Origin of the sequence: Ereboglobus sp. PH5-10 (genome assembly GCF_029504735.1) — a bacterium.
Taxonomy (GTDB): Bacteria; Verrucomicrobiota; Verrucomicrobiia; order Opitutales; family Opitutaceae; genus Ereboglobus.
Genome location: NZ_JAQFIP010000005.1, coordinates 39409 through 65394, shown reverse-complemented (window position 1 = coordinate 65394; position 25986 = coordinate 39409). Strand labels below are relative to the sequence as shown.

The 25986-nt window shown below is 58.2% G+C and carries 27 protein-coding genes; 21 read left to right on the top strand and 6 right to left on the bottom strand.

All coding sequences use genetic code 11. The features are described from left to right. Positions 1–38 precede the first annotated feature (38 nt). Positions 39–713, top strand: a complete 675-nt coding sequence (locus M2447_RS05695; RefSeq protein WP_277557775.1) for an exopolysaccharide biosynthesis protein — start codon at positions 39–41, stop codon at positions 711–713. Here the strand turns inward: M2447_RS05695 and M2447_RS05690 are convergent. Next, positions 638–1933, bottom strand: a complete 1296-nt coding sequence (locus tag M2447_RS05690; RefSeq protein WP_277557774.1) for a DNA polymerase IV — start codon at positions 1931–1933, stop codon at positions 638–640. The genes M2447_RS05695 and M2447_RS05690 overlap by 76 nt on opposite strands. 149 nt (positions 1934–2082) lie before the next feature. Here M2447_RS05690 and M2447_RS05685 point away from each other — a divergent pair, with 149 nt between their 5' ends. Then, a complete protein-coding gene (locus tag M2447_RS05685; RefSeq protein WP_277557773.1) occupies positions 2083–2616 on the top strand; it encodes a DUF5069 domain-containing protein in 534 nt (177 codons plus the stop codon). 24 nt (positions 2617–2640) lie between these two features. After that, the gene (locus tag M2447_RS05680; RefSeq protein ID WP_277557772.1) at positions 2641–3546 is read left to right on the top strand and encodes an alpha/beta hydrolase; all 906 of its coding nucleotides are present in this window, start codon (positions 2641–2643) and stop codon (positions 3544–3546) included. A 49-nt stretch (positions 3547–3595) separates the two neighbouring features. Here M2447_RS05680 and M2447_RS05675 read toward each other — a convergent pair whose 3' ends face one another. After that, positions 3596–4177, bottom strand: a complete 582-nt coding sequence (locus tag M2447_RS05675; RefSeq protein WP_277557771.1) for a YqgE/AlgH family protein — start codon at positions 4175–4177, stop codon at positions 3596–3598. Between the two features lie 192 nt (positions 4178–4369). Here M2447_RS05675 and M2447_RS05670 point away from each other — a divergent pair, with 192 nt between their 5' ends. From M2447_RS05670 to M2447_RS05585, 18 genes are all read left to right on the top strand, one after another. Then, positions 4370–5680, top strand: coding sequence for a site-specific integrase (locus tag M2447_RS05670; RefSeq protein ID WP_277557770.1), 1311 nt, complete (start codon positions 4370–4372; stop codon positions 5678–5680). A gap of 66 nt (positions 5681–5746) precedes the next feature. Next, complete coding sequence (locus M2447_RS05665) at positions 5747–5986, top strand: hypothetical protein (RefSeq protein ID WP_277557769.1); 240 nt, start codon at positions 5747–5749, stop codon at positions 5984–5986. 171 nt (positions 5987–6157) lie between these two features. Further along, entirely contained in the window at positions 6158–6490 is a 333-nt protein-coding gene (locus M2447_RS05660; RefSeq protein ID WP_277557768.1) for a hypothetical protein, read from the top strand. Further along, entirely contained in the window at positions 6487–7074 is a 588-nt protein-coding gene (locus M2447_RS05655) for a hypothetical protein (protein ID WP_277557767.1), read from the top strand. Before M2447_RS05660 ends, M2447_RS05655 begins: the two co-directional genes overlap by 4 nt. Before the next feature lie 163 nt (positions 7075–7237). Continuing rightward, positions 7238–8059, top strand: a complete 822-nt coding sequence (locus M2447_RS05650) for an AraC family transcriptional regulator (RefSeq protein WP_277557766.1) — start codon at positions 7238–7240, stop codon at positions 8057–8059. Between the two features lie 67 nt (positions 8060–8126). Continuing rightward, entirely contained in the window at positions 8127–8462 is a 336-nt protein-coding gene (locus M2447_RS05645; protein WP_277557765.1) for a hypothetical protein, read from the top strand. Positions 8463–8492: 30 nt separating this feature from the next. Next, positions 8493–8840 (top strand): hypothetical protein, encoded by a 348-nt coding sequence (locus M2447_RS05640; RefSeq protein ID WP_277557764.1) that lies wholly within the window; start codon positions 8493–8495, stop codon positions 8838–8840. Continuing rightward, entirely contained in the window at positions 8821–11430 is a 2610-nt protein-coding gene (locus M2447_RS05635; RefSeq protein WP_277557763.1) for a type IV secretion system DNA-binding domain-containing protein, read from the top strand. Before M2447_RS05640 ends, M2447_RS05635 begins: the two co-directional genes overlap by 20 nt. Continuing rightward, positions 11427–11846, top strand: a complete 420-nt coding sequence (locus M2447_RS05630) for a hypothetical protein (RefSeq protein WP_277557762.1) — start codon at positions 11427–11429, stop codon at positions 11844–11846. Before M2447_RS05635 ends, M2447_RS05630 begins: the two co-directional genes overlap by 4 nt. Continuing rightward, positions 11843–12640, top strand: coding sequence for a hypothetical protein (locus M2447_RS05625; protein WP_277557761.1), 798 nt, complete (start codon positions 11843–11845; stop codon positions 12638–12640). The genes M2447_RS05630 and M2447_RS05625 overlap by 4 nt, the downstream gene beginning before the upstream one ends. Positions 12641–12649: 9 nt before the next feature. Beyond that, positions 12650–13591, top strand: coding sequence for a hypothetical protein (locus tag M2447_RS05620; protein WP_277557760.1), 942 nt, complete (start codon positions 12650–12652; stop codon positions 13589–13591). Between the two features lie 3 nt (positions 13592–13594). Then, the gene (locus tag M2447_RS05615; protein ID WP_277557759.1) at positions 13595–14284 is read left to right on the top strand and encodes a hypothetical protein; all 690 of its coding nucleotides are present in this window, start codon (positions 13595–13597) and stop codon (positions 14282–14284) included. Positions 14285–14457: 173 nt separating this feature from the next. Further along, the gene (locus M2447_RS05610) at positions 14458–15246 is read left to right on the top strand and encodes a hypothetical protein (protein WP_277557758.1); all 789 of its coding nucleotides are present in this window, start codon (positions 14458–14460) and stop codon (positions 15244–15246) included. Then, positions 15243–16310 (top strand): TrbI/VirB10 family protein, encoded by a 1068-nt coding sequence (locus M2447_RS05605; protein ID WP_277557757.1) that lies wholly within the window; start codon positions 15243–15245, stop codon positions 16308–16310. The genes M2447_RS05610 and M2447_RS05605 overlap by 4 nt, the downstream gene beginning before the upstream one ends. Beyond that, complete coding sequence (locus tag M2447_RS05600) at positions 16307–16825, top strand: hypothetical protein (RefSeq protein ID WP_277557756.1); 519 nt, start codon at positions 16307–16309, stop codon at positions 16823–16825. The genes M2447_RS05605 and M2447_RS05600 overlap by 4 nt, the downstream gene beginning before the upstream one ends. Then, positions 16822–17109 carry a hypothetical protein gene (locus tag M2447_RS05595; protein WP_277557755.1) on the top strand — a complete coding sequence of 96 codons (288 nt, stop codon included), beginning with the start codon at positions 16822–16824 and terminating at the stop codon, positions 17107–17109. The genes M2447_RS05600 and M2447_RS05595 overlap by 4 nt, the downstream gene beginning before the upstream one ends. A 104-nt stretch (positions 17110–17213) precedes the next feature. After that, positions 17214–17585 (top strand): hypothetical protein, encoded by a 372-nt coding sequence (locus M2447_RS05590; protein WP_108824118.1) that lies wholly within the window; start codon positions 17214–17216, stop codon positions 17583–17585. A 68-nt stretch (positions 17586–17653) separates the two neighbouring features. After that, positions 17654–18433, top strand: coding sequence for a hypothetical protein (locus M2447_RS05585; protein ID WP_277557754.1), 780 nt, complete (start codon positions 17654–17656; stop codon positions 18431–18433). Here M2447_RS05585 and M2447_RS05580 read toward each other — a convergent pair. The 4 genes from M2447_RS05580 to M2447_RS05565 all read right to left on the bottom strand — a co-directional run bounded on the left by M2447_RS05580 (position 18423) and on the right by M2447_RS05565 (position 25875). Further along, entirely contained in the window at positions 18423–19301 is an 879-nt protein-coding gene (locus tag M2447_RS05580; RefSeq protein WP_277557753.1) for an AraC family transcriptional regulator, read from the bottom strand. The genes M2447_RS05585 and M2447_RS05580 overlap by 11 nt on opposite strands. A gap of 76 nt (positions 19302–19377) precedes the next feature. Next, complete coding sequence (locus M2447_RS05575) at positions 19378–22161, bottom strand: sugar-binding domain-containing protein (protein ID WP_343215373.1); 2784 nt, start codon at positions 22159–22161, stop codon at positions 19378–19380. Between the two features lie 64 nt (positions 22162–22225). Further along, entirely contained in the window at positions 22226–22621 is a 396-nt protein-coding gene (locus M2447_RS05570) for a hypothetical protein (RefSeq protein WP_277557751.1), read from the bottom strand. A 47-nt stretch (positions 22622–22668) separates the two neighbouring features. Further along, positions 22669–25875, bottom strand: a complete 3207-nt coding sequence (locus M2447_RS05565; protein WP_277557750.1) for a glycosyl hydrolase — start codon at positions 25873–25875, stop codon at positions 22669–22671. Positions 25876–25986 lie beyond the last annotated feature (111 nt).

Genomic DNA, 25986 nt, shown 5'->3' with positions numbered 1-25986 from the left:
CGCGCGTTTTTTTTTGGCGCGCATTCGATGGCCACGGCATGAGCGAGGCATCCGCAGAACAACCGCAGGCTGCGCCGCATCCGCCGTTTCCGAAGGACGCCAAGTTGTCCGCGCAACTGGCCTACCTGCACAATGTGTTTGCGGGCAGGCCGATGTTGTTTCGAGACATGGTCGGCGTGCTTGGAGCGCATGCGCCGCTGCTTCTCATCATTTTGCTCGCGCTGCTTTTCACCGTTCCCAATCCGATCCCCATGTCAGCGCCATTTGGGTTCGCGATTGTGGTGGTCGCGATTTCGCTCCTGCGCGGGCGAGAGCCGCGGTTTTCGGAAAAAGTTCTCAACGCCCGTTTCGCGCCGTCGGTGCACGACAAGCTCGTGCGTTTTTCGGCGCGGATATCAAAGGGCATCGAGCGCTGGCTGCATCCGGGGCGCGCCGCGGTGATCCTTGCCACGCCGGCGCGCGAGCGGCTTCATGTGTTCGGGTTGTTGCTCTCGGGCGTGTATTTGTTGCTGCCGCTGCCGGTGCCGTTTTCGAACACATTTCCGGCGTGGGCGATCATGTTTGTGGCGAGCGGACTCATCGGGCGCGACGGCGTGTTTGTCATGCTGGGGCACGCGGTGCTCGTGGCGGGCGTGTTTTATCTTGTGTTTCTCGGCGCGACGATGGCCGTTGTGATGAACCAGTTGTGGGATTGGATTACGGGGCTGTTTTGATGAGGGGAGCGCCGCGCGGAAGCGGCGTCGCGAAGCCCGCGGTCACGGTTTTTCAGCTGGCTGCCGTGAATCACGGCCGGTGTGCCGTGGCGGCGCGTGGCGGCGTTGAGCGCGTCGACGACTCCGGCGAGGCGCTGGCGTTTTTCGTCGGTTTGCGCCCCGAACAAATCCATCTGCTCGGGGCCGTTGTCCACGCCGGACAGCTTCACGCTCACCAGGCGCAAGGGCGCGCGGCGTTTCTGCCACGCCTGTTTCAACAGCGGCGCGACCCACGGGTAAAACGGTTGCTCCAGGTTGGTCGATTGCGGCAGCGAGTGGCCCGCCGAGGCCTGCTCGAAATTCGGATAGCGCACCTTCACGGTGATTGTGCGCATGCGTTTGCCGTCGGCGCGAATCTCGCGCATGAGCGCGTCGATCATTCCCTTGGCGACGCGTTCGATCTCGGCAAAATCTCCGATGTCGCGCGCGAAGGTTTCTTGCTGGGAGTAGGATTTCGCGTCCTCGAATTCCGTGACGACCGGACTGTCGTCCTCGCCGCGGCACGTCGCGAGCATGTCGCGCCATCCGTCGCCGAAGATCGCCTGCAACCGTCCCTCCGGCAGGGCCAGCACGTCGGATACGCGCGCGATGCCCTGCTCCTTGAGCGCCTTTTCCGTCTTCGGGCCGATGCCCGGCAGCTTGCCGATGGCGAGCGGCGCGACAAACGCCGCCTCGTCGCCCGGGTCCACGACGATGAAACCGCGCGGTTTGTAAAGTTTGCTCGCAAGGGCCGAGACGAGCTTGTTTGTCGCCAGGCCGAACGACACCGGCACATCAATCGTGTCGGTGATTTTTTTTTGCAATCCACGCACCGCCGCGACGACGGCCTCCCGCGTTTTGAAACCGCACGGAGTCAGGTCAATGTAACCCTCGTCGATTGAGCGGCGCTCGACCAGCGGCGTGAGTTCCTCGCACAGGTCAAAAAGCCGCCGCGAGAACTCGCCGTATCTGCCGCAGCCGCGCACAAGAATCAAATCGGGGCAGACCTTTAGCGCGCGCGCCGTTGGCATCGGCGTGTAGACGCCGCATGCCCGCGCCTCGTAGCTTGCCGATGAAATGATGCCGCGCTCGCGCCCGCCGACCGCGACTTTTTTTCCCTTGAGCGTCGGGTCAAGCGCCTGCTCTACCGACACGAAAAACGCATCGGCATCGAGGTGGACGATTGTGGGGAGCGGCGGCATTTTCAAAATCTGAAAACGCGAATCGAAAATCCGCAACACATCAGTCTCGGGCCGGCTGACAAACCCGGCGCCCGTGGCAAAATCCAAAACAAGGGAGGCATCGTTTGGTTTGTCTTTTATTTTTTGGAAAACAATTTATCCAGACTCCCATGAAACACTACGACTTCTCCAAACAATTTCGCGCGATTTACGACAAGGCGGTTTCGCTCTACGCGGAGGGCCGGCGCGGAACGGATGCGTTTTTTTCCGGCGACGAGCTTGCGTTCCTTTCCGCCAACGGACTCACGGCGCAAAACATGTATGACTACGCGGAGGATCATAACAACTACGACGGGCAGCCCGGCTACGACATCGCGCTCGGCATCGAACTCGTGCGGCGCGACTATTTCCTGAACGCGCAGGGTGGCAAGCCGTCGACGGTCGTGCTCGACATGGACTCGATGCCCGCGAAAACCGACGCCGTTGACGGAATTGAATGGCTGCCACGCCTGATGCCGAAAGCGCGCGCGAAGCTGCGCGGCGAACTGCCCTCATCGCTCATGTATTGCTGCGGCGGCGACCGCCGGTTTTTCATGCAGCACGATATTTTGCCGCAGGAATTCCTGAGCCTCGTCTGGCGCGCGGGCGACAACGACAGGATGATCATCGACTGGGTCGCGGCGCGCGGCAACACGGGCGCGTAAACCATCGGCATTACCCCGATCCCCATGAAATCGAAACGAGCCGTCCCTGTAATCGCCGCGGCATTGATCGCGGGAATATGCGCCCCCGCCGGTTTGTCCGCGCAAAAGGCTGGCGCGACACCGCCCGATGTCACCGCTTATCGAGACATGCCTTACGTGACCGGGGGCGGCGAACACCAGACGCTCGATCTCTATGTTCCGAAAACCGCCGGCGCGAAAAAACCGTTTCCCCTGGTCATTTGGATTCACGGCGGCGGCTGGGAAAAGGGGAGCAAGACATCATGCTTTCCCCTGCGGATGGATTTCGCGAAACGGGGATACGCAATCGCCAGCATCAATTATCGCTATACATCGGCCGCGCCTTTTCCCGCCCAAATCGAGGACTGCAAGGCGGCGGTGCGCTGGCTGCGCTCCCGTGCCGGGGAATATAATCTCGATCCCAATCGCTTTGCCGCGTGGGGAAGCTCGGCGGGCGGGCACCTCGCAGCCCTGCTCGGAGTGACCGGAGATGTTCGGAAATTTGACGTTGGCGAAAACCTGCAAACCTCCAGTCGTGTTCAAGCGGTGGTGGATTTTTATGGCCCCGCGGATTTCACCGCGAAGGAAATGTGGGAGCCTGCTTACGACACTCGCGTGAAACTGCTCGGAGGCAGCCTGGCAGAAAAACGGGATGTGGCGGTTGCCGCGAGCCCCGTCACGCATGCGGGCAAGGGAGCCGCGCCCTTTTTAATCTGCCATGGCACGAAGGACACACGCGTGCCCATTTCGCAAAGCGAACGTCTCAACGACGCCTTGAAGTCGGCCGGCGTTCCAACGGTATTGCGGCGGGTTCAGGACGCGGGTCATGGATTGCGCGGATTTTCCAATGAGGAACTCATGAACGAGATCGCCGTGTTTCTTTCGACGCACTTGGTGGCAGCCGGCAAGTGAGGACATGTTGCGTTCGCGCGGGGCGGCGCAAGCGGCGTCCCCCGCGTGTTCAATTCAACGCGGGGTCGTCGGGCTCGCCGGCGGCGAGACGCCATTCATCGCCCATGTCGCCGAGGATTTTTCGCCACATGCGCTCGTCGTATTCGCCGCCGTCCTCGTTGACCAGCAGGTGCGGCAGGAGCGGAGTGACAACCCAAGTGTCGCGCCGCAACTCGCCTTCCAGTTGTCCGGCCGACCAGCCCGCGTAACCGTAATACGCGCGCAATTCCATGCCCTGTTCCTCGCGGAGCTTGATCGCGTTGTCCGGCTCGATGCCGAACATCAGTTGAAATCCCAGCCCTTGCGGGTGCATGCGCCATGCGCAGATTAGCAGCTTGTCACTCGCCACCGGGCCGCCCTGGTAAACGGGCACATCGGCCAGCGGGCTGAACGCCAGGTCGTTGCTGATGTCCGCCATGCGTTTGCGCAGCGGGTGATTGAGCACGATGCCCATGGAGCCGTTTTCATCGTGCGCGGGGAGCAGAATCACGGAGCGCCTGAAAATGCCGTCGTTCAACGACGGATGCGCCAGCAGAAGCGATCCTGCCAGCGGACGTTTTTCATCGGATGTGATTTTGCCTTCCCGGCTCATTGTGGCGCAATTAAACGATTCTGTTTTAATCCGGCGCAATCACATAACGCATTTTGAGAAACGCGCCCTGGGAACGCGGGCATCTTGCCCGCAGGTTTCGGCGCGGCGTCTTGCGGGCAGGATGCCAGCGGCTCTCAGAGGGAAAGAGCACGGTTTGCGGTCAGGTTGCCAGTTGATGCGGCAACCATAATGATGAAAACTCAAACCGCTTCAAACTTCACGGTCAAACCGTTTAAGAATCGCAATGGCGTCACTTCGTGGCGCGTCAGCGGATGGCTCCACGGCCTCCGTGTCCGCAAAAACTTCAAGAACAAGCAGGACGCCTTCGTCGAGCGCGGCGCGCTTGATCTCAAGATAATGCAGACCCAGTCGAGCCTGCGCCCCGTCACCACCAGCCTTTCCGAGGCACAGGTGCGCGAGGCCGAAATTCTCTTTCAAAAATTCGCCGGCAAGCCGCGCACACTGGCCTTTTACGCCGACTACGGCCTGGCACATTACAAGGAGCCAATCTCGCAAATCAGCCTCGCCGACGCGGTGAAGGTCTACCTCGAAACCCGCCGCGACGACGAGAAGCACAACGTCATCGGCAAACGCCAGCTCAAAACAATCGAAAGTGAGTTCGCCGAGCTTCAGCGCTGGTTCCCGACGCAGAACCTGGCCGACCTCACCACCGACTTGCTCAAGACCTATATCAATCGCGGCAATCTCGCGCGCCCACAAGTCCACCCCGCGCGCAAAACGGTCAATTTGCGCTACGGCCACCTGTTCACCTTTTTCCGGTTCGCCGTCGTCACCAAGGAATGGCTCGCCAAAAATCCGCTGGTCAAAATCGCCCGTTACAAACTTGAACACAGCCGCGGCTCGGCGCCAACGTTCACCGCGGAAAAGACCGCCGAACTGATGGCATACGTCGAAAGCATCCACGACGGCGCGCTCGTGCCCTATTACGCGCTCTGCCTGTTCGCCGGCATTCGCCCAAGCGTGCAGGACGGCGAAATCTCCCGCCTGCCCGCCAAGGACGTGCGCCTTGACACGAACACCATCCACATCGAGCCGGAGGTCTCCAAGGTGGACATGAAACGCAACATCGACATCCAGCCCAACCTCGCCGCGTGGCTCGAAGCCTACCCGCTCGACAAGTTCCCCATCATCCACAAATCGCTTCCGAGGTCCCGCGTCGCCATCGCCAAACAATTCGGACTCTCGCACGACGTGATGCGCCACACGTTCATCTCGATGCATATCGCGAAGTTCCGCTCGATGGGTGACACGGCTTTGCAGGCGGGCAACTCCGAGCACATTATCCGCCGCCATTATCTGAACGTCAAAAGCGTGAAGGAGGCGGATGCGTTCTTCAATATAATGCCCAGGCTCCGGGGTAAACCGCAGACGAAAGCGGAGGCCAACGCGAAAACCGCCAACGCCACGGAGACCAACAACAACACTGTCGCCGTCGCGCTCGCGAGCACGCCCGAGGCCGTCGCGCTGCCCGTCACGGCCTGACAGTAGCCGCATTCGCCGGCGCGTTGATGGAAATACAAGGGCATGGAAACACTCACCCACACACCAATGCAAACGACCACAACGCACACCGCGCCCTGCGCGATCACCAACACGATGACCGACATCACCGGCTTGCGCCTGAGCGGGATTTTTCCCGCCGGGCGCGAACCGTCCATCCGCACTTTGCGCGAATGGACGAAACTGCGCCGCATCCCCTATCACAAGGTCGGCCATTTTGTATATTATGACCTCGCCGAAATCGCCGCGCACATCCGCACAAAATTAAAAGTTCCAGCCCGCGCCTGACGCGCGTGAAATGATATTCGCCACACTGTTATTATTTTCATGAGGCCGCATTCGCGGCCTTTTTTGTGTTCAAAAATATAATAATAAATGCGGACAAATCAAACTATCCGCCGTCCGCTATTTTGATTCGGAAAACGGGAGCATGATGCGCGGCGAACCAAACCACGTATCATGAAAACGAATACAAAACACAACAAACCCGCCGCCAATAAAACCGCGTCCGCCACGCCCGAAACCGACGCCTTCTTCGCCGATTCCGTGGATCCGCGCGCCGAGGGCCGCGCGCTTGGGCTGGAGGTCATAACGCATTTGCTACTCTGGATGTCCGACGCGCCGACACTGGAAAGTCGCGGACTACGCGCCACCGTGGCGCTCTATTGCATACGCCCCGACCTGATCGACGGCCTCACGTTCGAACAAATCGGCGAACTCGCCGGATGCACGCCGCAGGCCGTCCACAAACTTGCGAACGACTTTCGCGAAAACACGGGGATGCAGTCATGACCCCGCCAACATTACCCCCGGATGCCCCCACCAATGCCGTCGTTGCCGCGACATCCGCAGCGAAGGAAATCAATCGTTTGCACGCCGAGGCGCAACGCCTCGCGGCAGAGTCCCGTCATTCGCTTGACGGGGCCCTTGCCGCCGCGTGGCACGCGGGCCGGTTGCTCAACGAGGAGAAAAAGCGCGTGCGCCACTCGGCGGGACACGGCGCATGGATGCCGTGGCTGAAGCATTTTTTCACGGGCTCGATGAGCACGGCGCATCGTTACATGCGTCTGGCTCGCGGCACTGGCAACCTCGCGCTCTTGCAGGGGCTCAGTTTGCGGCAGGCTTATGCGCGACTCGACATCGCCACCGAGCCGAAGCACCACGCGCGTGACGGCAAGCCGTCCCTTCCAAAACCACCGGCGCACGTCTTGCTCGCCGGCAAATTGATCCGGTTCTTGCGGCAGCAAAGCAGACAACACACCGCGCGCGTCGCGACGGATTGCATTCGTGACCTTGCACCCCTCTACGCGCAACTCCGGCCATTGTTTGAAAACACTGTTAGCAACGGGAATTGTTCAATTCGTTCCGCGAAATAGCGCATACGTTCAAGTTGGTTTGCGCGGAATTCTATAAAGACACGGGCGGAATATCCGGCGCCCCTGCCGGCATTCCGAAACCCCTGTGCCACACCCGGCCCCATCACACGAAAAGACACCCCGCGCCGACCGAAATGACGGATGTAACGGAGTTTTGGAGCGGATGACACCCGCGCAACGTCTGGTCGAAGATGCAGGCAAATGGCACCGGATTATCCTGATGCCGGAGAAACACACTGATGCGCAAATCGACCGGAGGGATGAAAAAGACAGGAGCGCCGGATGCATCACTATTCGCGGGTCTTGCGCAGTGTTTGTATCCAGACAAACGAGCTTCACCCTCGTATTGAAAAAAGCAGCGATAGTGCTCCGCTTCCGCGTGGAGGACGACGCAGCGCTATGGCGGCAGTCCGTTTGCCCGCGACCGCTGGAAGGAATAGAATATCGCCCGCTGTGGAAACTTGCACGGCGTGACAAGGGCGCCATGGATTTGATCGGCCTTCTTATTGAATCCACCGCCACATTTCCCGAGAGCTATTTTCAACACCTTGGCGCGGCGCTTTCGTATCATTTTCTTGATGCGTTACTGTGTGAAAACGAAACCGCGCCCGCGACGATGGACGCGGAGCGTTTGAATCGCGTGCTCGATTACATTGAGCAAAATCTTCACGGGAGGATTTCAATCGAAACACTGGCGGACGTTGCGTGCATGAGCCTGTCGCATTTCAAGCGATTGTTCAAATCCGGCACGGGCATGGCCGGCCGTGATTATGTTTTCAGAGAGCGGATGCGCCGTGCGCAAACCCTGCTGCGGCAGGGACGATTGCGAATTGCCGAGGTGGCTGCTCACTGCGGATTCAGCGACCAGAGCCATCTCGACCGGTGCTTTCGCCGGTATTGCCAGTGTTCGCCGGGTGATTTTTTGAAAATGAGCTGTTCGTCCCCAAAAATGAGCCAACCATCCAATTCAAGCGGAGAAAAATAAGGCAACATGGCGGCACACTTTGACCGGATTCCGCACAACGCGGGCCGGACAAAAACAAAATCCCGCCATGAAAAAACTTCCCACGTTTATTGTTATCGCAACCGCCGCGCTCATAACGACGCCTTCCGCTCACGCGGCGCAAATCGCTTCGCCGTTCATCCTCGCGCAAATACCCACCCAGGTGAAAACCGGCTTCCAATACGGTCTCGGTATTCTGTTCATGGTCGGGTTCATCTGGGGTGTCATTAATATTTGGGGCGGCGCGGACCGCCTCAAGAAGGGCGACGCGGACGGAAAGATGGGCATCGTTTCCGGCATCATCATCGCCGGGGCCGCCGCGATCATGGCCGCGCTTTTCTATATATTCGGAATGAGCAGTGGCGCGCTCACGCCGCAATTCTAACAGCAAACCTGTAACCAAACATCGGATGCTATGAGTTCGGAATTGCGCATCACCGACACCAACAGCGCGAACGACAGCAAGGGTCGCGCGCTGGGCTTCGAGGGAAACGATTTTCTCTATATCGTGATCGGCATCGTCGCGGCCATTGGACTGTTCCTCGTTCTCTACGCGATGCTGGGCGTCGGATCGTTCACTGCGCTCGCGTTCACCGTGCCGGTCTGCATCGGTCCGTTTCTTTGGGTGATCTTTTTCCGCCGCAACAAACCCGAGGGTTACGCCGACGACTTCTTCGACGAACTGCTCAACCGCGAGGGCTGGAGCTATGCGCCACACAGTCAGCCTCCGCCCATGACCCGCCATGAAAACCACCGCGCCTAACGGACACTTCATAGAGGGAATGATCCTCTACGGCTCGCTCGAAAAGGGCGGCGTCGCCAGCAAGGGTTTTCTTTTGCAGCCGCCCGATTTGCGCGGCGGCACCACCGCACAGCTCAACGCCTATCAGGACAAAATCCGCAGCCTGCTTGCCGCGCTCGGCGACGGAATGCGCGCGCAACTTCAATGGACGTGCAACTGCGACTACCGCCAGGAACTGACGCGCTATCACCGCGAAACCGAGCGCGTCACAAACGCGCACATACGCCGCGTGCGCACCGAACGATTTGAACGTTACTGGCGGCGGATGCACGCGCGCGATCTGCGGCGTGAACAACTGGTTCTTTTCGTATCGACCCGCATCGACACGACCACACCGACGACCGCCACGCGCGACAATCTCGCCGCCTACTATGCAAAACTTCTCGCGCAACTGCGCACCCGTTTCGACGAACTGACCAGCTCCCTTCGCACGCTTTTCGGCAGCGACACGACCGTCACGCCGATGGATGACCTCGCGCACTTCACCTATTATTCAAAATTTCTCAATCCCTCGCTCGCCGACGCCTTCGACATCGACTTCGCCGCGCGCTTCAACCTCGCGCAAACCATCCAGGAAAACTGCTGGTGTTCCGATGGCGTGAACATCGCAAAACAACCAGCCGGCTTCTATTTCGACGGACTGTATCACACCGTGTTTACGTTCAAGCGCTGGCCGAGCCGCACGTATCCCGGCATCATTTTGCGTCTCACCGCGCTGCCGTTTCTCGACTACCAAATCACCGTCAACCTCGAACCGCTTCCGACCAAAAACGAAGTCGAAAAGGAGGAGCGCTCCATCGAGCGCTTGCGTGGCGAATACAAATCCACCGAGCGCCATTCGCTCCTCGTCGCCATCGGCAAAAAGGAGCGCAAGGTCGAATCGCTCTCCACCGGATTCATCCGCCCGTTTTCAACGACCTACATCATCCGCGTTTGGGATCAAACCGAGCAGGCGCTTTCCGCAAAATGCGCCGCCGTCAAAAACGCGATCAACAATCTCAGCGGCGCGCAATATTACGAATGCGCCCTGCCATCAACCGCGAAAAAACTTTTCTTCGCATCATGGCCCGGATGGACACATTCGTCCTACCGTCATCGCAACCTTTACGCCGAGGATTCCTACCTCGCCGACTTGCTACCGTTTTCCTCGACGTTTACGGGACATCTCGCAGAGGCCGAGGCGATCTACGACGGCGCGCAACAAGGCAACCTTGTCGGACTGCGCACGTTCATCGGCAACCCGCCGACACCGCAGCACGCCGTCCTACTTGGCGCGACGGGAGCGGGAAAGTCCGTCCACATGTGCGACCTGCTTGAACAAACCGCCGCCTACTACGATTACACCGTCATCATCGAGGAGGGACTGTCCTATGGAAAATTTACGGAGGCGATGGGCGCGCGTCCGATAATCCTGCACCCCGACGGCGATCTCACGATCAACTATCTCGACACGAGAAAACTGCCTCTCAACCAACTGCAAACCGCCACCGCAGTCGCGCTCGTTTCGCGCATGATCGGCGAAGCCTCTGACGAGGAAACGCAGCAAATCCGCCAGGCAATTCTCGGGCAATATATCAGCCAGCTTTATCAGGATTGTTTTGAGGATTGGTCGAAGCGACACAGCGCGCTCATCCCGCAGATTCAACGCATGGCGTGCGCCGCGCACAAATGGAAGCGCGACAAAATGCCGCACGGCACGACCGACCTCGAATCCTACACCGAACTGCGCGACCTGATCGCTCGCAACGACGACGAGGCGCAGCTATTCATAGCGAGAATCCCGGAGGCGGACATCACCGCCTTCCTGCAAAATCCGCAGACCGAACGCGCCGTCATGGCGATGGCGCACGCTTGGTATGAACCGGGCGACTATCCGCAGCACGCGAGCCTTGTTGAGTTGATGCAATTCTCGCGCTTTCCCGAGCACAAAAAGGAAACCATCGACCACATCGCAACACTTCTCGCCGCGTGGTGCGCGCACGGCCAATATGGGCGCCTCTTCGACGGCCAATCGAATATTTCACTCACGGGCGTGGTGGCGCATTTTGAACTCGGCTACATTCCGGAGCAGGCCATCGAGTTGAAAACCGCCGCCGGTCTTTTGATAAACGGTTTTTCCCGACAGCATATAATTTCACTGCCACGCGCGCAGAGAAAACGCATCCTCTACGAAGAACTCGCCCGCTTCCTCGACGTGCCAGGCGGCGAAAAGGTCGTCGCGGAATCCTACGCACAGCTGCGCAAGTTTTCATGTTGGACCGCGTCGATTGTGCAGCAATACAGTCGGTTCAAACACACGCGCATTCGCCCCGTCGTCATCGGAAACAGCAAGCAGTTTTTCCTCATGCGGCAATTCGATCGCAGCGACATTGCCGACATCGCGCGGGATATTTCGCTTCCCGAAAACGTCTGCGAGGCGATTCAAAATTATCCGATGCCGGAGCAACAACCGGAAGGGAAAAAGTTTTCGTCGATCTGTTTCTTCACACCCGTCACCGACCCGCCGCTTTGCGGCACGGTGCGAAACATTCAAGCGCCCAAAAAATCATGAAAACAATAATGCTCATTCCACCGTTCCTGCTGATAATAGTGTTTCTTTCCGGTTGCGGCACGCTCGGTGGCTCGGCAACCGACCTTGCGCTTGCCGGCGCGGGCGGAGCCATCGGTTACGAGGTTTCCGATCACAATGTCAGCGGCGCGGCCATTGGCGCCGCCGGTGGTTATGTTATTTCGAAGGTTGCGCAAACGCAGGTGAAGAAGGCCATCACCGACGCCGAGAAACGCGGTTACGACCGCGCGATGAACCAAGCGGTGAAGCAGCAATACTGGATCATTCAAAACCTGCAAAAACGCGACGACGACAGCGCCGCCGAATCGCGCCTCGTCGCCGTGCAAATCCCCGAGGCCACCACGCCCGACGGCGTCCTCTTAAAATCCACAACCGTTTACATCCGCACACAGCAATGAAAAAGATTTTTGCATTTCTCGTTCTCACAACATCCACCGCATTGAGCGTGCTCGTCTTCGCCGGCATGCCCGTTATCGACGGTGCCAATCTTATCAATAATAAGATTTCGCACATCGCCACCATAGCCAAGTGGGTTGAAAACATTGCGCAACTCAAGGCGCAGATCACGCAGTTGAAAGAGCAGGTCAGCATTCAGGGTCAGTTGCGAAACTGGACGGGCAATCCCGCCGATGTAGCGAAACTTCTCTCACTCGGTATTCTCAGTGAAAACGATCTCATGCGTGACTACGGACTTTCGCGCAACGACATCGCCCGCGCCACGCAAAGCCTCGACACGCTTTCGCGCACGGATGGAAACACCTATCGCTCCGTTTATGTTCCCGATCTCAATGGCGGCGTGGTTGCGCACGATCCGCTCACCTATCGCCGCCATGCACTTCTCGACGCACGCACAGACAACACGCGCACCGTCACCGACCAAACCCGCGCGCGCGAACGAGAGTTGCAGGAGGAAATCGCGCTCACACTTTCCGAACTTCGCGGCGGTTCCACCGACGCGCAGGTGCAAAAGCTCACGGCAAAACTGATTGTCCTCAACGGGCAGCTCTCGCAAATCGAGACGACGCGCCGCCGCCAGGTTGACGAGGTCATCCTGCAAAAAATCGCGAACGACAACCGACGCGAAACCGAACAACTCGCCGCCGCCGAGCTCGCTTCGAAGGACGGCTACATCGCCAACCAGCGCGTGAGCGCGTTCATACGCTCGATCAACCCGCGCAAACACGCCCGCTAATTTTCCGCCATGGAAATATTCCTCCCAGTTCTGGAAAACAAGATCATCGCGATGGTGACGGCGTTCCGCTTCGTCGTCTTCGCCATGCTTGTGGTCGGACTGGTCGCGCACCTCAGCCGGCATCATTATCACAACAGCCAGATCGTGAGACCAATCGCTCGCGCCATCACCATCGTCGCGCTCATCGCCTCAATGCATTGGTGGTTTGCGCTCGCGGAAAATACCATGCTTGCGGCGGCCGATTACATTGATCCGCAATACAACGACAACCCCGCGCGCGCTTCCGAACTGCTGCGCGAGGGAACCATGCAAAACCCGGAGAAAAAGGAATGGTCGTGGCGCAAGCTCAACGAGTCGCTCTACAACGCCATCACCGACGCAGTCTCCTGGGTGTTTATACAAATCGGCACGCTCGTCACCGCGCCGATGATAATACTGCAATATATATTGCGCTGGATTTTATATCTGCTCACACCGTTTGCGCTCGCGTGTTTTATGATTCCGGGCGGCTCGCAAATCGGCGTTCGATTCTTTCAACAAGTGCTTGCCGTGCTCGCGTGGCCCGTTGGCTTCGCCATCACCAATCTCGTTGCCATCGCGATCTGGCAGGATTTTCGCATGATTGTCGGCGCGGAAGCCGCATCCGCCGACATGGCCGCCTTCTCGCCGTTTCTCACCAACGTCGGCGGCATCCTCGCCGCGATCACACTGCTTATTGGCACGATCAGCACGCCGATCATTTGCCAGAAAATATTCGCACAAGGTTACGCCTTCACCGGCGAGTCGGCCAATCCCGGCGCGCTCGGCCGCTCGGGTGTCGATATGCTCTACCGTGCAAACATGATCGGAAGCATGTTGAGCGCGCCATCAGCGGCGACGACAACCGCGATGGCGGCAAAGGCAAACGAGGCACCGCCACCGTCATCTGCGCAAACAATTCCCGGACTCTGAAAAATGAACACCGAACCCACGCCTCATGAGGCATCCGCGCCCTTGCGCGAGACGCCTGTCGATAACGCCAGACAGCTTCCGCCTGCGAAAACGAAACGTGGATTTTCGCCCGCGAGGCTTTTCGCCGATCACGCCTTTGCCGCGCGCATGTGGATGTTTGTCGCCTGCGGTGCGCTCGTCCTTGTCGCCGTCCAGCCGTTTCTCATTATCGAAGCCTATCGCACACGCGAGCGCGTCGTCGTTCTCGACGGCGGTGGAAGTTTTTCGATTTCGCCGCTGCTCGGTTTCGAGGAGGCGAAGACACTGCACGAAACACTCTCCATTTGGTCGGCGCTAGCGCTGCTCCAACGCAATCCGAAGAACTTCGACTTTCCTGATTTGCTGCAACGGTTGTTTCTCACCGACGCGGCGACCAAGGCGCAGAACGAATTGCTCGCCTCGCGCGAGGAGTTCGAGGTGAAGCAGATTCACCAGAAACCCGAGGTTTTCAAAATCGACATCCTGCGCACGCGCGAGGACCAGGTGCTCGTGCGCATCGAAGGCCAGCTTGTGCGCACGGGCGTTTTCGAACGGCAGGCATTCGCCGAGTCTCCGCGCTTTTCACTCACGCTCACCCTTGTCCGCAACCCGGACATGGTCGCCAACAAACGCTACCCTCTCGCCGTATGGAACTACGAACTGACACTCTTATGAAAAGGATATTAACCACGGAGACACGGAGGCCACGGAGGGCTCACGGAGTTATAAATGGATATTTATTAAATAATTTCTTCTCCGTGTTTCTCCGTGTCTCCGTGGTGAACCTGTTTGTCATTATATTATCAACAGTTGTCGCACATGCTGGCAGTAAGTCCGCAACTCCCGTCGTGAAACAATTTCCGCTCGATGAGCGCGTTGTTTATGGAATCCCCATCGGCACCAACGTGCCGACAACGCTCATGTTTCCCTCCGCGCCGTCCGCATTGGAAAGCGCAGGCATCACCGCAAAACCGGAAACACCCGCGCCCGTGCTTCTCTCGCACGTTCCCGGACGGCATTATTTGAGTGTGCGCGCACTGAAACCGGATGCGCAAGCCACGCTCAATGTCATCTGGAAAAACCACACTTATATTATCCGTTTCACGGCGTCCGAAAAGCCCTACGGCTCGGTCACGTTTTATGAGGATCGTCTTGCCGGTCGCAGCTCCACGCTCGCGAAACGTGTCACGCCCGACGCGCTTCTCGGTTTGCTCGACCGTGCGAAAACGTTTCGCCTCGTTCACGAGCAATATCCCGAGGCCGTGCAGCAAATCGAGCACCGCGCGCCGCCCGTTGCCGAGGCCGTCACGCGCTACAAGGATTTTTCCGCGACGGTTGAGGAGGTGTTCCGTTTCGATCCCGAGGACACATTGGTTTTCAAACTCAAACTCGAAAACACCGGCGACACCGAGGTTGCCTATCAGCCTCAAAGCCTCGCCGCGCGCATCGGCTCGCGCGTTTACACCGCGTCCATTTCCGACGCGTCCGGCTTGATTCCGCCGCACGCGGTGACGACGGCGTATTTCGCAATCACCGGCACCCCGGACGGCGGACGCGCCAACCTTAGCGTGAAGAATATTTTTAATATCATCGTGCCGCGCGTCACCCGCGACGTGCAGCTCGTCATTCCCCAATGAAGCGTTTTCTGAAGTTCATCAAAACGCCGGTTGGCAGCCTCACAATGCTCGCCGCGTTCATCGGCATCGGTGCGCTGCTCATTCACGGAAGCAACAAGAGCGAGCCGCGTCCGGAGATTTCCGCGAGCGCGCACGCGGCCACCGCGCCCGTCGAACGTCACACGATCACGCGCGGCGGACAGGAATTGAAAATTCCGCAGCCGCACACTCCGACGCCTCAACAAACACGAACGACTTCCGCCGGCGGCGAGGAAACGATTTCGCGCCCTCGTGCCGCGCGCGTCAAAAAATCAGTCTCACACACAAACGCGCCCGCGCCGTTACCGATCAGTTTGCTATCTGACGAGAATGCACGCGTGAATGATGTCACGCTCTCGCAAAACTACGCGCCTTATGGCCGGCTTATTTCCTGCGAAACAGTTGTCACGCTTGAGTCCTCGAAAATCGACACGCCAATCATTGGACTCGTCACCGAGGATGTCTGGCACGACGGACGGCTCATCATTCCCGCCGGCGCGGAGGTTCACGGGCGCGCCGCCGCCGACCACGCGCGTGAACGCATCGCCGCGTCCGGCCAGTGGATTGTCGTCTGGCGCGATCACACCACCAACAACGGTGTCGAACTTGTCCTCAATGGCATCGCGCTCGACCGCCAGCGCGACGAGACGACCGGCGAGTATGGTTTGCGCGACGGCAGCGCCGGACTTGTCGGCGACATCCTCAAGACTGACGACTGGCAGGAGATAAAACTTTTCGCCTCTACCTTCCTCGCGGGCATGGCGGGCGGTTTGCAGGAAATGCGCGACCAGGCGACCGCGTTTGGCGACGTGAGTCAGGTGCCCAAGGCGTCTGCAAAAAATGCCGCGCTGCAAGGCACATCCGACGTGCTCAACGCCTACGCCGCGCGCATCCAGCAAATCATCGCGCAGGACGGCTACTACGTCCGCGTGCCCGCGGGGAAGCAATTCTACATCTACGTCACCCAAACCCTCGACCAGTCCAAGGCCACTCGCGGCAACCTCCGCGCCGATCTGTGGCAAACAAAGGAAACGACATCACAATGAAAACACACTCGATACTCATCTTCACGCTCGCCGCCATGTGCGCCGTATCGTTCAGCGGTTGCGCACTTTTCAAACGCAAACAACCACCGCCAGTTCAAACAATCGCTGCCTCGCCCGTGAGCGGCACCGAACTCGATCCGGCCAACACGGAAAAACTGCGCCACGGCGAAACCATGCGCGCGTATCCGGTGAGTCGATACGTCGATCCGCGCGATCCGAACCTCATGCACGAGGCGCATATCGTCTATCGAAAGGAAAATCCCGCCGCATGGAATCTCACACCACACGCGCCGACTGTCGTGCCGCTGGGTCCCGTGCTGGCGTTGTCCGACCCCACCGAGAAAACCGAGCTACTGCCCGCAGAGGTTGAGCAAAAAATGGCCGCGCAAAACCGCCTCATGGCCGCGCTCATCGAGCAGAATGAAACACTCACTGCGGAGCTTTCGCGTCTCAAATCCGAGATCACCAAGTTCCGCGAATCACAAACCACCACAGCAAAACCGGAAAAACAATGACCACAGAAACACCTCCCGCACCACCCGAAACGGACAACAAAATCGAATTCGAATCGCTCGCAATTGGCACGCATCACCGTGTGAGTTTCGAGCAGGCGCACGCACATCTTCAGAAAATATATGGCAAGTCGCCGCCGCCCGACGACCTCATGCGCCTGTGGCTCGCGTGCGCCACGCCGTGGGACATCACGCGCGAATTTGAAGAGTCCGTTTTGAACATTGCCGGCAGCGATCTCGTCCCCGACGACAACGGCCACTACGCGCAATCACTCCTCAACCTCTGATTCGTTTTTAACTTTGGGCGGACGTGCCCGAACAAGGTCAATCGCCACTGGCGGCCAGCCGCCTTGCTCAATCAATGGCTGGAGCAAACCAATACAAAAATACCATGTCACTAAAACAAGCTATCGCCGACAAGAAGGCCCGGGAGAACACCGAGCAGCGCATCAACCCCGAGGTTGACGCCAAGCTCACCAAATACATCTCGGACAATCCGAAATTGTATCAATACTACAACGATCTCACGAAGGAGCAGCTTATCCGAAAGCTCATGCTCGGAAAAATGCAGCGCAATGATTACACCCAGCAGCGCGACCAGGAAATCGTCAAATGGGTGGAGCAAAATCCCGACATCAAGGCGAAGGTCGAGGAGCGCATCAAAAATGTTCCCGCCGAAAACCGGCAGCGTGCTTTTGTCCGTGTCGCAAAGGATGAGGCCATGCGCCAAACCATGCGCGGCGGCCAAGGTGTGGGAGTCTGACAAACTGACAAACGCGGCGGCAGCCTGTGGATGAGGCTGCCGCCGCCATTTTGCCACACCAATCAACGATGCCGGAAGCCTCCGACAATTTGAGCGACGAACTGTTCGCGCTCTTGGGCGACACGCACGAGACGGCGGCGGTCACGCTTTTCCTGCAATTGCTGCGCGAGTCGCCGAGTTTGCGCAACTGGCTCGGCACCGCGTTCCTCGAACCGCACACCCGTTCACGCCTTACTGCCTATCTGCGAGGCGAGGAACACCACGCCAGCCGGGGACGCTATCTGCTCGCATGGTTTGCCCGTGCCAGCGATGCGCGCGAATTGTTCACGGCCACGCTCGCGCGCGATCACAAGCCGGCGTCGGTTTCAACCTACGGCGGTCTCACCCGCGCGCAAGTTGTCCGGCTTGTTCGCCGTTATCAATCGGGCGGCGCAAACGGTGTCAATTTGCTTCCATTTCTTCTCGTCCACGCATGGCGACAATCCCCAGACAGAGCGTGCCCGAGTGCCGCACTCCTTCTCATGGGCGGCATGGTTTTGCAGGAAATGTTTTCCGGTACCCCCTCATCGTTGCAACTCATGCGACACTTCGCGAAGGCGGTTGAGTTTTTTCACGGCCAACCTCACGGCTCTATCACGCGGAAGCACTTTGGATACGTCAACTGGTGGAAGCTGTCCGTGCTTCACTACATGCTCAACCACCCCAAGCCGCGCTATTGCACAAGGGATTTTGCAAAACATCTCGCCGCGCAGAAAATCAGCGTCGATCCAAAAGACCTGCGCCGCTTTTGCCAGAAACACGGGATAATGCGCGATACGCGCCCCGGCAGGCCAAAAGTCATGACGTAGATTGCCCGCCTTTGTTTGAAAGTAGACGCCCGTAGAACTCACGCAATCTGCGCGACATGTGGCTTTGATCTGAAAAACCGGCGGCAGCGGCTATTTCCGACATGCGCATGTCGCCGCGTTGCAGGAGTCGCAGCCCGAGATGGACGCGCTGGATGAGAATATACCGGCGCGGCGTGTAGCCAGTGGTTGCCTTGAACTTTCGTCCAAAATAGCTCCGGCTGACTCCGGCAACGCGAGCCATTTCCCTTACCTCCATGCGCCCCGATATATGGTTGTCTATCCACATTTGAACGCGCTCCATCTGTGCACTTTCCAAACCGGCGGACTTTTGCACACGCACTTTTTTTCGGGCGTGCAGCCGTATAAGTTGTGCGCTGAGAAGAATGGCGGTCGCCTGCAAGTGCACCGAGTGCATGCGGTCGTGCTGGCGGCAAAGTTCGGCCATGAACATCACAAGCCCGAGCGTCAGCAAATCGTAACGGAGAATTTCGCTCCAATGATAAATGAATACATCCCGGCAGTTTCGCTCCGGGGATGTTTGCGCCATGAACGCTTCGCTTATATACAACGACACAAGCGCCGCGGACGTATTCCATCGGAAGGAATGAGCCAGATTTTTTTCGATAAAACATAGATACTGACCGGTGAGATTTCGTTTTCCTTGCGAGCCGTTAGGCGTGTGCCATGCGAACTCGGCATGAGAACATTCATCCAGCATCAAAATGAATTGATGACGGCCATGAGCGTGTGGTTTCCAATAATATGGAGGATGTAAAGCGTATCCTATACCAACGTGTTTATCATGGATACGGATGAAGTGATCTTTAGAAAAATTGTGCTTATCATGACATGGAGAGTCGCTGGGCATATAAAATGCTTAATCGTTATATTCTTTGTTAGAAAATTATAGTATGCAAAAAGCCAAACCCTTTGGCTTACGGCCATCAAATCCTCAGTCGTCGCAACTGCTCTATACTCACTGTGATGGACGGCTTGAAACGCTTGCCTGAAACGTAAGCGATCAGGCTTGTGCGCAACTGGCGGCGCACGGGATCGAGTTCGTCTCCACTGAGATCGATGCTGGTGACGAGCAATTTTCCGCGCCCTACTCTCACTTCAAAAACAAGAGCGAGTTTGCGGTTGGTAAACCAGTCGTCAATTACCTGAACAATGGGCTGCAACTCCGACGGAAAACCGTCCAGAATCATCGGACTCGCGTTCGTGATCGGATACCACCACTGCCAGTTGCTGTGCGAGTCGGTCGGGAATTGTGCAAACGCCGGATGCTTCGGATTGACAAGGATTCCGAGCGTGTGCGGCGCCTGCCCTTTCGTCCACGCGGTGTTCCAAAAAATGCTGGAAAATCCGAGCGCGATCTTGCCACGCTTCGCATCGGGTTTCACTTGCGCAGGCGGTATCGCAAGGATGACCGACGCGCCTGCTTTAAGCTTTTCCAATGTCACGTCGTCGAGCGCGCTCACGGTTAGCACGCTGGCGGCGGGCGCGGACGCGACTGTTTTTGCGGACGGATAGACCCAGACGTCCCAATCGTTTTCAACGCCACCCGCGGCAATGCTGACGACGAGTTTGTAGCGGGAGGGCGCGGGGATTTTGGTGAGCGGAATTTCAACACGGCCGAGCGCAGCCACGCCGTCGGCGGGAATGTCGCGCGTGTCCAGTTTTCCCTCGGCGACTACGCGGCGCTTGTCGTTGACGAGTTTCCAGCGCGGCGTGGCGGCGGAAAGCGCAGTGGCTCCGTAGTGCGCGACCTCGATGTCGGCGACTAGCGAGTCATCAGTTGTAAAGACGCGACGCTCCAGTTTCGCAAGCGGCACGGTGGGGCCGCTGAAGCGGTGAAATTCTTTCGCGCTGATATAGCCCTTGGGTTCCCAAAACGCGTCGAGCACGCCGACAAGCGCGGAGCCTTGCCCCGGAAAATCACTCAGTCCGAGCAGTTGAAAACCGCCCATGCCGCGCGTGCGTAGCGCGGATTCGATATCCTCCTTGTAGCAAAGCGCTTGGAGTTTTCCCGACGCGATGAGAAAATCGCGCGCCCGCGCAGACATGTGATTCGCAGCGAGCGTTTCGCGGAAAATCTCGAAATTGCGCGGCTTGAGGTAACCCGTGTATTTGGGCATCTCGGAGAAGTTGGGATATGCGCACCACTGGCCGATTTCGTGGCTCACTACCGGTGCCGCGCGCGAGTTTATATACTTCTCGTAAGTCGTGACCGTTTCGGGCGGCAGCGCGTTGATGCGCGATTTCAAGCCCTCGTCCCAGCCCTGGATGCGCGGCTTTAGGGGAATATGATATTGGTTTGCCTCGGTTTCCGGCCAGCCCGCGCCGGCGCAATAGAGCTGGCGCGGCGAGCGGGCGCGATTGCGCAAAACCCAATCGTCGAGCCACTCCGTGCTTTTCTTGCCACCAGGTTCGTTGCACGCAGTGAACAGAACAAACGAGGGATGGTTGCCGTAGGCGCGCAGGATGCGCTCCGTCTCCGCGTCGATCCACGCATCAACCGGTTTGCCGTCGCCGAGCGACGTGGTTCGATTCGGCCATGAGGCGGCTTCCACTTGTAGATATAATCCGAGTTCGTCGGCTGCGACGAAGGCCGCCTCGGGCGGGCACCACGAATGGAAACGGACATGGTTTAACCCATGTGCCTTGATGGTGGTGAAAATTTTCCGCCACGAAGCGGCGTCAACCGGCGGATGTCCGGTACGGGGAAACGCAGCGCAATCAAGCGTGCCGCGCAAAAAAAGTTTCCGTCCGTTGAGCAACATTTGATGTCCCTCGGTGGAAATTTCACGAAGTCCGAAAACGGTTTCTTTGCGCGCGCCGTTGCCAAGCGAGGCGGACACCTTGTGCAGGACCGGCGTGAACTCGCTCCAAAATTGCGCCCCGGCACCCAGCGGATACTCGGCGCAAAACGAGCCGTCCTCCGCCGTGGTAATCTCGATCGGTGGCAGCGGCTTCGCGGCATTGCCGAGCGTCACGCCGAGACTCACGCGCTGGCCGCCGTGTCCATTATTCAGACTTGCGACGCGCCCGCGTATTTCGACCGTGCGATCTGCGACACGAGGAAATACCTCAAGCTCGTCAATCCATGCCACCGGCGTGATTGAAAGCAGGATGCGACCGACAATCCCGTTCCAGTTTCCTTGCGTGTGATCGGTGATGCTATGCGAGTTTATGCCGATGTCCACGACCAGCGAATTATCCACGCGGATCGTAAGAACATGACGACCGGGTGCCAGATTTGCACCCAACTCATAACAATGTGGCACCGAGAGCGCGTCGTTTGAACCAATTTCGCGATCATCCAACCAAACGGTGGTTTTCCAATGCGGACGCTCCAGTGTGAGCACTACGCGCTGACCGGCCCAGTCAGAGGGAATCTCGATGTTTCGCTGAAACCATGCCGCACCGGAATACACGCGTTCCGGTTGCAGCCAGAACGGCACCTTGATGTTTCCCTCGCGCCGGTAGGGCGCGTATTCGGGAGCCTCATAATACGTCTGATCGGCGAGGCCGCCCATCCACTTTGTGCCAATGGTAACGGGGTCGCCGATGCCTTGCCCTTGAAGCGTTCCGGGCAGCGTGATTCTATCGGGCAACGTCCGCGAGAACCACTTGCCGGACACGCCTTCGTTCTGTCGATCCAGTTGAAAACGCCATGTCCCATCCAGATTGAGCGGGCGTGTTTCTTTTCCCGCAGCCGCAAACACGAACGAAACGCCAAAGAGCGCATTTATTATCAAGGTGCCAATAAATATATATTTCTTCATCTTGTCACTTCGCCTGCGCCGGGCCGAGGTTTGTTATGCTGCCATCCTTGGCGGTGAGTTTTAACCAATACCAATATTGCGCATTCGCGTCGGGAATTGTGTCCGTGTAATTCGACACCTCAATACGCACCGATTTTACGCCAGAGCGGTTTCTCGGGTTGGCATTTGTGTTGCGCGTGATGTGGACGGCCCGCCATTCACCCTCGGGCAATGTCCAGGTGAGCTTTACCGTTTCACCGTCGCGTTCGGCGTTCAGGGCTCCGTTCTTCGAGGCGGCGGGCGCGCTCACGCCGGGCTTTTTGTTTGCCGTGCTTTCTTTTTCAGGAGCCGCAAACGCGGTTGCCGAAAACACGACGGATGAGATGGCACTCAGGGCGAGAATTTTTTTAATAGTATTCATTATGTTGTTATATGATGTGTGATTATTGGTGTGATGTGTGATTTATATTATTTTCCTGCCTGAAAATTTTCATTCCAAGCATGAGCCGCGCGCAACTGAACGGGGCCGAGTAGGCCGGCCGCGCGGAGACGGTCGCCGGGCTTGTAGGGGTTAAAAGTCGCCCATGTCACACGTTGCGACTCCGGCAATCCCGCGTCTGCTATCAGCCGGTTCGTCCAAGTGTTGATAATCTTCACCTCAAGCCGGTTTTTTCCGAGGCGCAGAGCTTTGCTCGAGTCCACCGCGTAGGGTGCCTTCCACAACACGCCCAAATCTATTCCGTTCAGCATAACTGCGGCCACGTTTTCCACGCGGCCCAAGTCGAGCATCACCTTTCCGGCAGGCATCGACGGCAACTCAAACTCCCGTGTGTATGTCGCCGCGCCGGAATAGTGCCGGACGCCGTGATCGGAATGCGACGGCCACGAAATTAGCTCGGAAAATATTACTTGCTCAGGAGCACCGCGGCCCGGCTCGAAACGGACACTCCACGGCCCCGCGATATTTTCGAGAACGGGCATCTCGCTGACAATTCCAAGAGGTGCTTTGTCCGGTGCGGGTTCGTCGCGAAACACAATGAAGATCGAGGCGCCGGCTTCCAACTGAAGTGGCACCACGACGCGGTTTTGTTTTATGCCGAATCCGGGCAGCGCGGTGATTTCGCCCGTCTCGGGATTCCATGCTTGCGGAATGCGTCCGCTCACGCGGAATTGCGCGGCAAATGTCGCAGGTCTTGAGCCCCGGTTTGCCACGAAATAAATATCTTCCGCATCGGTACGCCGGTGCGCATATATGATTTTTTGATTGGTGCCAACGCCCTCAAAATCCATTGGCAATTCCAGCGCGTTCAGGACTTCCGCTGGCGCGAGTCCCCAGATCACGCGGCCCTTGCCGGTCGTTTTTTCTCCCGATGCTTCCGGTTCACCCTGCCCCCATAACTCGTCGGCGATTTTGCGCACTTCGGCATCACCGTCGGCTCCATCCGCGAGGCTGCGCGATCCGGCGGGTTTGGCGGTTGCGAGGACGACCGCGCCTTTCGTCACCAGCGCTCGCAAGTGGCGGGCGGCTGCGAGTGTCATGCGGTCACCACCCGCGAGCACGAGCACGCTGTAGCTCATTCCTCCAGGCATCACCACGCGACCGTCTTTCACGGCGGCCATGAGCAGGGGTTCGTCGCCGCACACGTCGTAATCATAACCGTCCGGCGGGGCGGGGCGCATACGTGCGGGAAATATTTTTAGAGGAACATCGTTGCCCAAATGATAAAGCAGATCGGCCACCGGCTGACCCTGGCGCATCATGTGCGAGGAACGCGCGAGCGTGTTCCAAAAACCACCGCTGTATTCCCACCAAGTGTTATGACGTTGATACGGGAGATAATAACGGTCTTCGGTGACGCCGGGTTTCCGGTCGTCCCAAGGCTGGTGCACGTAAGCGAGCACGACAAATTGGTTGATGCCAAGCGCCAGCGCGTTGTCGGCGAGGGGTTTTATTCTTGCGAGGGTGACATCGGCATGACTGCCGGTGAACGCCTCGGCTGATGCGAGCGGACGTCCGTAGAGATGCGCGGCGGAAGCAGCCTCCTTGAGGTCGAGCGTGCCGTCGCGCTGGCTGAGCCAAAACTCGGCCATCGGAATATCGACGCGCCCTTTCGCTTGGATGTTGTCAACCGGGAGGCAGGTGGCGATGCCGGGTGCCTGCGCCGTGACGGTCATATCGTTGGCACGGCAGAGGCGCTGAAATTCGCCGTAGTAGAGGTCGGCGATCATATCGGCGCAGGTGCGGCGCACGTCGGTGAGAAACTGATCCGATTGCGCGCGGCTTCCTACAACGCGTCCGGCCATACACGGCAGGAGGAGGCGCAAATCATAACCGCGCCTCGCCTGAAACTGCGTGGGAAAATCGGACGTCCAGTTTTGCGAACCGGTTTCAGCGCTATCAATGTGGATGCCCGCCAGCCGAGCACCTGGAACGCCTCGCACTTCATTCAGAATTTTTCCGACATAATTGTCGAACTGCACCTGCGTCGCCTTCGCGCTCATCTTGTCACATTCCAGGCCCTTGCTTTCAGGGCGACCATGCTTGGTCGATGCTCCTGTCGCGGTGTGCCCGAAACGCAGGATCGTCCATCGGCCGGGTGGAGCATCCCAATTCAGCGCCCCGTCAGGCCCGAGCCGGTCGGTCAAATCAACAATTTTCTCCGGATCAATCACCTCATGCGCGGCGTAGTCAGGGGTGTGATCAAGGTCTGCAAAGTCAATGTAGTTTGCCGATTTCACCTCCCATTGGTCGATGCGGGCTTCTCCCAAAAGCTCGACTTCACCGAGGTGCAGATCGTCGTCCTTGTGGAGTTTATTGGGACCCCAGCCGTGAAGGTTGAGGCGGAAAAATCGCGCCGTCCTTGCCGGAAAAGCCAAGGTTTGCCGCTGGCGTCCGTCAAGTTGAAGTCCGCGTTGTGGCAGTGCGCAAACGAACTCCCAATGAGTCCCGTCATCGCTTGCTTCCAATTGACCCAGGGGTGGATGTGGATGAACGCCTTGTCCGTAGTTGTCATCGCTCCAGTCTCCGGGGAGCTGCGTAGCCATGATGAGGCCCTTGGTGTTCGGGCGTTGCGCAAACATGAGGGCGCGCGCGGTGAACGGCCTGCCGTAGTCGAGTTGAATCAATGTCGGGCGGCCTTCCGGCGCGGGAGAGATGCGGACTTTTTTGCCATCGCGAGCAAATATCGCGGTCACATCCACCACAGTTGGTTTACAGGTAATGACGGGAGGATGGATGGTCTCATTTCCAGCCGGCGAGGGATATGCCAGTACCGCGACATCTCGATAGAAATCAAGTCGAGTCGGCGGTTGCGGTAATTTTTCGGAAAACGTGCGCCCACCATCAATCACGACTTCACTGGATACCAGTCGCTGCAAACCAAGTTCCGGCGTGATCCACGGCCCGCCGGCGACGAAGCCGGGGCCTACATTTAATTCCAGGGACATGCCAAGCCGCGCACACTCTGACGCAGCAAACCGGACTCGCGCCATGAACTCCGGTGAAAGGCTCTTATAGGCATCGGGCGCATCACTGAAGACTTGCTCGTAGATAACCGCGCCGCCAAACCCCACGCGTTTCATTGCCTCAAGATCCTGCGTAATACCGTGCTCCGTGGTTACTGACTCGCCCCAGAACCACCAAATGGTGGGCCTGGCCGATGACGGCGGATTCATGAATGACTCCGGCTCCAACGCCCCGGCAGACATGACTCCGGCAAAGGTCAAAAGACAGGCCAGTAACATACTTGTTTTCATTTTGATTTCCGCGCGGGGCATGATGATTTT

Excerpts from the sequence above, each read along its gene's own strand:
- M2447_RS05640 (WP_277557764.1), top strand. The coding sequence starts at position 8,493 with ATGAGTTCGGAATTGCGCATCACCGACACCAACAGCGCGAACGACAGC.
- M2447_RS05665 (WP_277557769.1), top strand. The coding sequence starts at position 5,747 with ATGCAAACGACCACAACGCACACCGCGCCCTGCGCGATCACCAACACG.
- M2447_RS05570 (WP_277557751.1), bottom strand. The coding sequence starts at position 22,621 with ATGAATACTATTAAAAAAATTCTCGCCCTGAGTGCCATCTCATCCGTC.
- M2447_RS05565 (WP_277557750.1), bottom strand. The coding sequence starts at position 25,875 with ATGAATCCGCCGTCATCGGCCAGGCCCACCATTTGGTGGTTCTGGGGC.
- M2447_RS05580 (WP_277557753.1), bottom strand. The coding sequence starts at position 19,301 with ATGCCCAGCGACTCTCCATGTCATGATAAGCACAATTTTTCTAAAGAT.
- M2447_RS05585 (WP_277557754.1), top strand. The coding sequence starts at position 17,654 with ATGCCGGAAGCCTCCGACAATTTGAGCGACGAACTGTTCGCGCTCTTG.
- M2447_RS05680 (WP_277557772.1), top strand. The coding sequence starts at position 2,641 with ATGAAATCGAAACGAGCCGTCCCTGTAATCGCCGCGGCATTGATCGCG.
- M2447_RS05625 (WP_277557761.1), top strand. The coding sequence starts at position 11,843 with ATGAAAAAGATTTTTGCATTTCTCGTTCTCACAACATCCACCGCATTG.
- M2447_RS05695 (WP_277557775.1), top strand. The coding sequence starts at position 39 with ATGAGCGAGGCATCCGCAGAACAACCGCAGGCTGCGCCGCATCCGCCG.
- M2447_RS05675 (WP_277557771.1), bottom strand. The coding sequence starts at position 4,177 with ATGAGCCGGGAAGGCAAAATCACATCCGATGAAAAACGTCCGCTGGCA.
- M2447_RS05620 (WP_277557760.1), top strand. The coding sequence starts at position 12,650 with ATGGAAATATTCCTCCCAGTTCTGGAAAACAAGATCATCGCGATGGTG.
- M2447_RS05690 (WP_277557774.1), bottom strand. The coding sequence starts at position 1,933 with ATGCCGCCGCTCCCCACAATCGTCCACCTCGATGCCGATGCGTTTTTC.
- M2447_RS05600 (WP_277557756.1), top strand. The coding sequence starts at position 16,307 with ATGAAAACACACTCGATACTCATCTTCACGCTCGCCGCCATGTGCGCC.
- M2447_RS05655 (WP_277557767.1), top strand. The coding sequence starts at position 6,487 with ATGACCCCGCCAACATTACCCCCGGATGCCCCCACCAATGCCGTCGTT.
- M2447_RS05660 (WP_277557768.1), top strand. The coding sequence starts at position 6,158 with ATGAAAACGAATACAAAACACAACAAACCCGCCGCCAATAAAACCGCG.
- M2447_RS05650 (WP_277557766.1), top strand. The coding sequence starts at position 7,238 with ATGACACCCGCGCAACGTCTGGTCGAAGATGCAGGCAAATGGCACCGG.
- M2447_RS05590 (WP_108824118.1), top strand. The coding sequence starts at position 17,214 with ATGTCACTAAAACAAGCTATCGCCGACAAGAAGGCCCGGGAGAACACC.
- M2447_RS05630 (WP_277557762.1), top strand. The coding sequence starts at position 11,427 with ATGAAAACAATAATGCTCATTCCACCGTTCCTGCTGATAATAGTGTTT.
- M2447_RS05615 (WP_277557759.1), top strand. The coding sequence starts at position 13,595 with ATGAACACCGAACCCACGCCTCATGAGGCATCCGCGCCCTTGCGCGAG.
- M2447_RS05685 (WP_277557773.1), top strand. The coding sequence starts at position 2,083 with ATGAAACACTACGACTTCTCCAAACAATTTCGCGCGATTTACGACAAG.
- M2447_RS05595 (WP_277557755.1), top strand. The coding sequence starts at position 16,822 with ATGACCACAGAAACACCTCCCGCACCACCCGAAACGGACAACAAAATC.
- M2447_RS05645 (WP_277557765.1), top strand. The coding sequence starts at position 8,127 with ATGAAAAAACTTCCCACGTTTATTGTTATCGCAACCGCCGCGCTCATA.
- M2447_RS05670 (WP_277557770.1), top strand. The coding sequence starts at position 4,370 with ATGAAAACTCAAACCGCTTCAAACTTCACGGTCAAACCGTTTAAGAAT.
- M2447_RS05605 (WP_277557757.1), top strand. The coding sequence starts at position 15,243 with ATGAAGCGTTTTCTGAAGTTCATCAAAACGCCGGTTGGCAGCCTCACA.
- M2447_RS05635 (WP_277557763.1), top strand. The coding sequence starts at position 8,821 with ATGAAAACCACCGCGCCTAACGGACACTTCATAGAGGGAATGATCCTC.